8 protein-coding genes and 1 pseudogene are annotated in these 8,149 nt (G+C 71.9%); 2 read left to right on the forward strand and 7 right to left on the reverse strand.

Annotated features, from left to right (window positions below; genetic code table 11):
- Positions 1-19: 19 nt before the first annotated feature.
- The gene (locus VGO20_RS02735) at positions 20-1,756 is read left to right on the forward strand and encodes a phospholipase D-like domain-containing protein (protein WP_327500751.1); all 1,737 of its coding nucleotides are present in this window, start codon (positions 20-22) and stop codon (positions 1,754-1,756) included.
- Here VGO20_RS02735 and VGO20_RS02740 read toward each other — a convergent pair.
- A pseudogene (locus VGO20_RS02740) lies at positions 1,756-2,346 on the reverse strand (family 16 glycosylhydrolase); the annotation flags it as partial. The gene VGO20_RS02735 and the pseudogene VGO20_RS02740 sit on opposite strands and share 1 nt — an antisense overlap.
- Positions 2,347-2,403: 57 nt before the next feature.
- A complete protein-coding gene (locus tag VGO20_RS02745; protein ID WP_327500752.1) occupies positions 2,404-3,147 on the reverse strand; it encodes a class I SAM-dependent methyltransferase in 744 nt (247 codons plus the stop codon).
- Positions 3,148-3,382: 235 nt separating this feature from the next.
- Between VGO20_RS02745 and VGO20_RS02750 the strand changes: the two genes are divergently transcribed.
- The gene (locus tag VGO20_RS02750) at positions 3,383-3,796 is read left to right on the forward strand and encodes a hypothetical protein (protein WP_327500753.1); all 414 of its coding nucleotides are present in this window, start codon (positions 3,383-3,385) and stop codon (positions 3,794-3,796) included.
- A 4-nt stretch (positions 3,797-3,800) separates the two neighbouring features.
- On the opposite strand, the gene VGO20_RS02755 is transcribed toward VGO20_RS02750, so the two are convergent.
- The 5 genes from VGO20_RS02755 to VGO20_RS02775 all read right to left on the reverse strand — a co-directional run.
- Positions 3,801-4,553, reverse strand: coding sequence for an SDR family NAD(P)-dependent oxidoreductase (locus VGO20_RS02755; RefSeq protein WP_327500754.1), 753 nt, complete (start codon positions 4,551-4,553; stop codon positions 3,801-3,803).
- Positions 4,550-5,467, reverse strand: a complete 918-nt coding sequence (locus VGO20_RS02760) for a FadR/GntR family transcriptional regulator (protein WP_327500759.1) — start codon at positions 5,465-5,467, stop codon at positions 4,550-4,552. The genes VGO20_RS02755 and VGO20_RS02760 overlap by 4 nt, the downstream gene beginning before the upstream one ends.
- A gap of 82 nt (positions 5,468-5,549) precedes the next feature.
- Complete coding sequence (locus tag VGO20_RS02765; protein ID WP_327500755.1) at positions 5,550-6,248, reverse strand: RraA family protein; 699 nt, start codon at positions 6,246-6,248, stop codon at positions 5,550-5,552.
- 70 nt (positions 6,249-6,318) lie between these two features.
- Positions 6,319-7,350, reverse strand: coding sequence for a C-terminal binding protein (locus VGO20_RS02770; RefSeq protein WP_327500756.1), 1,032 nt, complete (start codon positions 7,348-7,350; stop codon positions 6,319-6,321).
- 37 nt (positions 7,351-7,387) lie between these two features.
- Positions 7,388-8,149: SDR family NAD(P)-dependent oxidoreductase (locus VGO20_RS02775; RefSeq protein WP_327500757.1), on the reverse strand; the 762-nt coding region annotated here is incomplete at its 5' end.

Below are 8,149 nucleotides of genomic sequence, written 5' to 3' on the forward strand. Positions count from 1 at the left end.
GAGACGGAGAAGACCCACCATGCCCGCGCTCCGAAAGCGTGCCGTCGAGGACCACCATCCCGCCGGGAGCCACGGCATGCCGGACCGGGGCATGCCGGACCGGATCCTGGTCCCCGGCAAGACCTGCTGGCGGATCGTGCGGGCCGACCGGTTCTCGGTCATCGTCGATGCCGACGACTATTTCCGGACGGCGAAGAAGGCGATCGCCGAGGCGGAGAACATCGTCATGGCGATCGGCTGGGATTTCGACCTGCGCATCAAGCTGGAGCCGGACGGCCCGCGCGACGCCGGTCCCGACCGCCTGGGTCATCTGGTCCAGCACCTGGTCGAGACGAAGCGTCACGTCCACGCCTATGTCCTGAAATGGGACATGGCGATGCTGACGACGCTGACGAGCCAGGTGATCCCGCTGCTGGCGACGCACTGGCTCACGATGCGGCGCATCCATTTCCGGCTCGACAGCAGCCACCCCCTGACCGGCTGCCATCACCAGAAGATCCTGGTGATCGACGACAGCGTCGCGTTCTGCGGCGGCATCGACATGACCACCGACCGCTGGGACACCAGCAACCATCGCGAGGAGGACCCGTACCGCACCCGCCCGGACGGCAGTTCCTACGGCCCGTTCCACGACGTCACGACCGCCTGCGACGGGGAGGCGGCGCAAGCACTGGGCGAACTGGCCCGCGAGCGCTGGCGCCGGGCCGGCGGCAAGCGTCCGCGGCCGCCCCGGCTGCGCGAGCGCTGCTGGCCGGAGGGATTGCCAGTCACGCTGGAGGACGTCGACGTCGCGATAGCACGCACGGCGCCGCCCTATGACGGCCGGCAGGGCATCTTCGAGATCGAGGCGCTGTACCTGGCCGCGATCGCGGCGGCCCGGCGCGTCATCTACATGGAGAGCCAGTACTTCGCCTCGCAGGCCGTCCGCGACGCGCTTCTCCGCCGCCTCGCCGAGCCCGACGGTCCGGAGGTCGTGGTGATCAATCCGGAATCGGCCGACGGCTGGCTGGAGGAATGGACGATGGACGCGGCCCGCGCCCACATCGTCCGGGCCCTGCGCGACGCGGACCGCTATGGCCGGTTTCGGATCTACTATCCCGTCAACGAGGCCGGCACTCCCATCTACGTGCACGCCAAGGTGGTCACGGTCGACGACCGCCTGCTACGCATCGGCTCGTCGAACCTGAACAACCGCTCCATGGGGCTCGACACCGAATGCGACGTCGCGGTCGAGGCCGTCCCCGGCGCCGGCAACGAGCGCGCCGTCGCGCAGGCCGTGATCGGCGTGCGCCACCGGCTGCTGGCCGAGCACCTGGCCGTCCCGCCGGAGCGTCTGGCCCGGGAGATCGAGGAGCGGGGATCGGTGATCGCGGCGGTGGACGCCTTGCGGCAGGACACCGGCAGGACCCTGCGCCCGCTGGAGGCGCGGGAGCTGTCGCAAGCCGAGACGGCGGTGATCGAAAGCCGCCTCATGGACCCGGAGCGGCCGGCGCGCTTCGAGAAGGCCCTCACCCACATGGCGAAATACGTCGCGAACGCGACGCCCCCGACAACCGTCGCCTTCCTCGCCGGCCTCGCCCTCGGCGTCCTGGCCGGCCGGCTGGTGCGCCGTCAGAAAGGGTCGGAGCAGGAAGGCCCGTCGCCTCGCCTGGGCTGGTACGAGACGCAGTCGATCCGGGCCGCGAACGGCTCGCCGCGCCACTCGAAGCGGCCCGTCCAGTCGTCGACGCCACGGCCGTTCCAGAGGTCGATGTAGAGCTTCTGCGGCCGGTCGGGCAGCGGCGCGCGCGCGCCGGTCTCGGTGTGCAGCAGCCTGCCGTCCACGTACCAGTTGATCCGGTCGGGCAGCCACTCGATGCCGTAGGTGTGCAGCCCCTCGGCGGCGTCGAACGGCAGGTCGATGCCGACGCCGCCGGTATTGGCCCCGTCCGTGAAGTAGTTGAACTCCACCCTGCGCGTATTCCGGCCGAGGATCTCGACGTCGATCTCGTCCCAGCGGTCGCCGAAGGTCGGCCCGGTATAGGTGAAGAAGCCGGTCACGATGCCGTCGCCCCTGGCCGCCTGCAGGCGGGCCTCCAGGTAGCCGTACCGGAAGAAGGCGCGGGTCTGGATCTCGCCGGAGGAGAAGCCCTCCTTGGCTTCGGGATTGGCGTCCAGCACGAGCGTCGCGAACCCGTCGCCCGTCCGGACCTGCTCCCGGCGCCAGTCGGCGCCGACGAAGCTGCCGTTCGACCAGCGATCCGAGACCACCCAGCGCGCGGGGTCGAGGGTCGTCATCTCGTCGACGAAGGCGTCCGGCGCGCTCGCGTCCGAACTGGCGGCCCCTGCGGCCGCGAACGCCAGCATGGCGAGGCCGAGCAGGCCGGGTGAGCCTCGGCGGAAGGCCAAGATGTTCTCCTCGGGTCAGGTGCGGGTGGTCAGGACGATGCGGGTGTACCACGCCTGCCAGGTGATCCCGGGCACGGACAGCAGGACCCGGTCCAGGGCACGGGTGGCGCCGTGCACCGCCGCGTGCAGGCGCGAGCCGCGGAGCGGCACCCCCGCGAGCGTCGTCAGGCCGTAGAAGCGAAGGTCCACCCGGTCGAAATGGCGTCGCGCGACGTCGAAGTCGGACCTGAGCAGCGGATGCTCGTCGGGCGTGCGCGCCTCCGGCGTCCGCCGCCGGTACCAGTTGATCAGCCGGTTGTGGCCGAGCGGTTCCCAGAAGACGGCCTTGCCGCCCGGCCGCAGCACCCGCGCGATCTCGCCGAAGGAGTTCTCGAGGTTCAGGTGGTGGATGATGCCGCTGCCGAACACCAGGTCGAAGCTGGCGTCGCCGAACGACATGGCTTCGGCGTTCATGGCGTGGAAGCGCGCGTTGTCCAGCCCGGCCGCTTCGGCCGCGTCGCGGGCCTGGTCGATCGCGACGTCGGAGATGTCGATGCCGGTGACCGTGCGGCAGGTCGGGGCGAGCGCCAGCGCGTTGCCGCCCTTCGCGCAACCGTATTCCAGGACGTCCGCCCCCGCGGCGAGGCTGCGCACGAGGGCCAGGTATTCCTCGGCCCCGTGCGCGATCGCGCTGTAGTACTTGTCCTGGGCCTCCCGCGTCTCGCCGCTGAAGCGATGATTGTGGAAGGACCGTTCCCTGTCGATTCTGCTTTCCGCCACGCTCATCTCTACCCGTCGTCCGCGGGGGAGGCGAACGGCCTCCGGACCGCCGCGATGATAGCCCGCCTCCCGCCCCCAGTGGCCGGCTCTTTCACCCTATGGCGTGTGGAAAAGGGGCTACCGCCGTCACCGTGCCGTATCCCGACGAAAGGCAAGCCCGGCGCGCGGCCCGCTTGGGCCGAGCCGTGCCGCGATGCGTTCACAACGGAGAGCAATCCGGAAGCGGAGGATGGTGATGACGGTGCGGACCACGGGTCTGGCGGCCCTGTTGCTGGCGGCGTGCATCGGCACGGCGCATGCCCAGGCGGATGTCCGGCGGGATGCCGGATCGGGCACCGACCCGGACGTGGCGATCGAGGACCTGCTGGCGGGGCTGAGTGCTGCCGGACCGGATGCCGGGCTGAACTCGCCCCGGATGCTCGAGGCCCTCGCCCGGCTGGAAGGGATGGACGTGCATGGCGAGGACGGGGCCGTCATCGGCCGCGTCGAGGAGGTCGTGCGCTCCGACAACCTGGTCTTCCTGAGGATCGCCTTCGATCCCGGCCTCGCGATCGAGGACGACGGCAGCGGCGTGCCCCTCTCCGCCCTCGAGGCCGGCCCGGAGGGCCGGCTCGTCTATCCCGGGATCGAGGCCGGCGGGAGCCGCTGACCGGTCAATAGGTCGCCCGGCCGCCGCTGAGATCGAAGACGGCCCCGGTCGTGAAGGAATTCTCCGCCGAGACGAGCCACGCGACCATCGACGCCACTTCCTCGACCGTCACGAAACGGCCGCGCGGGATCTTGGACAGCATGTAGCCGATATGCTCCTCGGTCATCTGGTCGAAGATCCGGGTGCGCGCGGCGGCCGGGCTGATGCAGTTGACGGCGATGTCGTAGTCCGCCAGCTCCTTGCCGAGCGACTTGGTCAGCGCGATCACGCCGGCCTTGGCGGCGCTGTAGGCGGATGCGTTCGGATTGCCTTCCTTGCCGGCGATCGAGGCGGTGCTGACGATCCGGCCGTAGTTCTGCCGGATCATCCCCGGCACGACGGCCCGGCAGCACAGGAAGACGCCGGTCAGGTCGACGTCGATCACCTGCCGCCATGCCTCGACCGGGTATTCCCACAGCTTCATGTTGGGCCCGGTGATGCCGGCATTGGCCACCAGGATGTCGATCCCGCCGAGCGCCGCCGCCGTGCTCGCCGCCGCCGCCTCGACCGCCGCCGGGTCGGTCACGTCGACTTGGCACGCCTCGACCCTGGGGCCGAGCGCCGCGAGTTCGTCCGCCGTCTCGGCAACCTCGCCGCCGCTGTCCCACAGGCTGACCGCCGCGCCCGAGCGCAGCAGCCGTTCGGCCACCGCCCGGCCGATGCCCTGGGCGCCGCCGGTCACGACGGCCCGCCGCCCGCCGAGATCGATGTCGTTCATGTTCCCGTCCTCCCCGTTCGAGCCGGTTCGCCGGCCCGGCCCGCCATGGAGCCGTCCTCGGCCGCGCCCTCATCATGCGCGCCCTCGTCACGCGCACCGTCCCCGGCCACATCGTAATTGTCATCGTGGGTGCGGGCGAGCAGGAAGCCCATCGCGGCGCTCGCGCCGGCCGCGTCGCCGCAGCGGATCGCGTCGAGCACGGCCCGGTGCCAGGGCAGCGAGTCCCCGACCGCGCCCGGCCGCAGCGTCGTCAGCCGGAAGGTCGCGGCCAGCGCGGTCCCGATCAAGGCGCCCAGCGGCAGCAGCAGCTCGTTGCCGGTCGCCGACAGGATGGCGGTATGGAACCTGATGTCGGGCTCGATGCTGGCCCTGAGGTCGTCGCTGACCCTCTCCATGTCCCGGAACGCCTCGGCCATGGCCGCGATGTCCGCCGGCCGGGCGCGCTCGGCCGCAAGCGCGGCCGCCGCAGGCTCGATGATCCTGCGGACCTCCAGCAGGTCCTCCGCGAACCGCCACCCCGACCGGCCCGCGACCTGCCAGGCCAGCACGTCCGGGTCCAGCATATTCCAACGGTTGCGCGGCAGCACCCGGGTACCCGTCCTCGGCCGCGCCTCGACCAGCCCCTTCGCGCCGAGCACCTTGATCGCTTCCCGCAGCACCGTCCTGCTGACCGCCAGTTCCGCGCCCAGCGCCGCCTCGTTGGGGAGCACCGAGCCCGGCGGCAGATTGCCGGTGACGATGCGCAAGCCAATCGCGTTTGCAACCTGCCCGAGCAAGCCGCGATGCGGGTGGGCCGCCGGTCCGTCACCGCTGTCGGCAGGCACTCCCGATCCTCCTTCGCTCAATCGAGGCCGTCGCCGCCACGGCGCCCCTGGGTTCCGGTAAAGAATAGCAGGTGCGGGCCGCCCGCGCATCGGAGGCACGTCAGGCCTTTCGGACTATGAGGTCCTACAGCGACCGCTTCGGTGGCCCGGTCAATGCCCGGTCAATGCCCGGTCAATGGATGTCGTCGCGCCGGAGCATCGCCTCGGCCAGCGCGTCGACGGTGAAGCCGGGCTTGCGGGCGGCCTCGATGATGACCGCCTCGCCGCGTGCGATCGCCGCCGCCGCCGCCGGCACATCGGCGGCGATGGCGTGCGGGACGACCACGGCGCCGTGCCGGTCGGCATGAACGAGGTCGCCCGGCCGCACCGTCATTCCGGCCACGGTGACGGCGATGCCGAACTCCTCGATCCGTACCCAGGCATGGGAGGGCGCGACGAGGCCGGCCAGCATGTGGAACCCCTCGGCGCAGGCGTCGAGGTCGCGCACGCTGCCGTCGGTGACGACCCCGGCGGCGCCCAGCCCCTGGTGGACGGCCGTGTTGACCTCGCCCCAGAAGGAGCCGTAGCCCGGCTGGCTGTCCAGGTCCTGGATCACCACGACCGACGGCCTCGGCGACGCCTCGACGTAGCGGTACCAGGCGAGGCGCCGTTCGCGCTGCTCGGCCTTGTCCAGGCCCGACGGATGCATCGCCCGCAAGGTCCCGGTCACGGCATGGCCGACCATGGCGCCGAGCTGCGGCGTGCAGCTCACCAGCGGGCGGGTCGTATACCCCCGGCCGCGCCGCTCCGGCGCCAGCACCTCGATCGCGTTGCACACGGTGGGCGTGTCGAGCGCCCGAAGCGCGGCCAGCACGCTCTCGTCCACGGTCATCGCCTGCTCCTTCCCGACGGTTCTTGCGGCGGCGTCCGCCGGCTGGCGGCCCCGGTCCGATCCTGCGCCGTCACGGCGTCGCCCGCCAGCCCCGCCCCGTTCCCAGCCACGGCCGGTTGACGCAGTTGACGAGCCGGCCCTCGATCAGCCCGGCGGCCGCGATCTCGGCCGATTTCCGGCGCAGATCGGCGATGCTCTCGGGGCAGTAGAAGGCCGCATGCGGGCTGAGGAGCATGCGCCCCACGATCCACGGCTCCTGCTCCCTCCAGGCGCGGATCAGGGGATGGCCGGCATCGACCGGCTCGACCGGGAGGACGTCCAGCGCCGCTCCGGCGACCCGCCCCTGCCCCAGCGCCGCATGCAGCGCGTCCAGGTCGACGACCGCGCCGCGTGCGGTGTTGACCAGGATCAGGCCCCGCTTGGCCGCGGCCAGCGCCTCGGCCCCGATCAGGCCGCGCGTGCCGTCGTCGAGGGGCGTGTGCAGGCTGACGACGTCCGACAGCGCCATCAGCTCGCGCAGGCTGGACATCCGCTCGAAGCCGGTCGCGAGGTCGTAGCCCGTCGGCAGGTAGGGGTCGTGGAAGACCACCCTCATGCCGAAGGCGCGCGCCCTCGTCGCCGCCGCGAGCCCGATGCGGCCGAGGCCGACGACGCCGAACACCGCGCCCCGCAGCCGGCGCAGCAGCGGCGGCGCGTCGAACCGCCACCCGACGTCCGGATCGTTGCGCAGGTCCCTGTCGTACTGCGCGGTGCCGCGGGTCAGCGTCAGCATCATCGCGATCGCGTGGTCCGCGACGTCCGTCGTTCCGTAGTCCGGCACGTTGCAGACCGCGATGCCCCGGTCGCCGGCCGCGCGCAGGTCGATGTTGTCGAATCCGACGCCCGCGCGAACAATGATGCGGCACCGGTCGAGACGCGCGAGCCAGGCGGCGTCGATCGCCACCTCGTGGTAGCAGATGATGCCGTCGCACGACGTCCAGTCCGCTTCCGGCACGTCCTCCTGGCGCTCCGGCCGGTGGACGGAGAAGTCGACCCCGACGGCGACCGCACGCTCGATCTCGGCGGGATCGGCGAACTGGGCATCCGGCATCAGCACGCGCATGGCCGCCCTCCTTGCGATGGGGCCGTACGGCGGGGCGTCAGGCATTCGCCCATCCCCCGTCGACGACGAAGTTCTGAGCCGTCACCATCCGGCTGTCGTCCGCGGCGAGCCACAGGACGAGGCGCGCGACGTCCGGCGGCAGGATCTTGTCCGGCAGGGACTGGCCGGCATGCAGCGCGCGCTCGCCCTCCGGGGTCAGCCAGCGCCGGACCTGGCGCTCGGTCATCACCCAGCCGGGGCTGACGGTGTTGACGCGGATGCGCGCGTCTCCCCAGTCGCGGGCGAGTCCCCGGGTCAGCCCGTGGACCGCGGCCTTGGCCGTCGTGTAGGCCGGCATGCCGCCCTGGCCGAGCATCCAGCTTATCGAGCCGAAATTCACGATCGAGCCGCCGCCGGCCTCTCTCATTCCGGGCGCCACGGCGCGGGCGGCGAAGAACATCGGCCGGAGGTTGACCGCCATGCGGTCGTCCCACAGCGCCACCGTCGTGTCCTCGGGCCGATGGCGCTCGTCGTCGGCGGCGTTGTTGACGAGCACCGCCGCCGGTCCGTGCCGGCGGGCCGCCTCCTCGACCGCGGCCTCCAGGGCCGCGACGTCGCGCAGGTCGCAGGGCAGGAAGGCCGGCGGGTGGCGCGCGTCCGCCCGCAGGCCCGCCGCGAGCGCATCCCCCGCCGCCTCGTCGATGTCGATGAAGCAGACGCGCGCGCCCTGGGCGGCGAAATGCTCGACGATGGCGGCACCGATCCCGGTCGCGCCGCCGGTCACCAGGACCGGCCGGTCGCACAGGCTGGGATAGCGCGC

The sequence above is a fragment of the Arenibaculum sp. genome, assembly GCF_035998295.1.
In the GTDB taxonomy this organism is placed as follows: Bacteria; Pseudomonadota; Alphaproteobacteria; order Azospirillales; family Azospirillaceae; genus DASYHS01.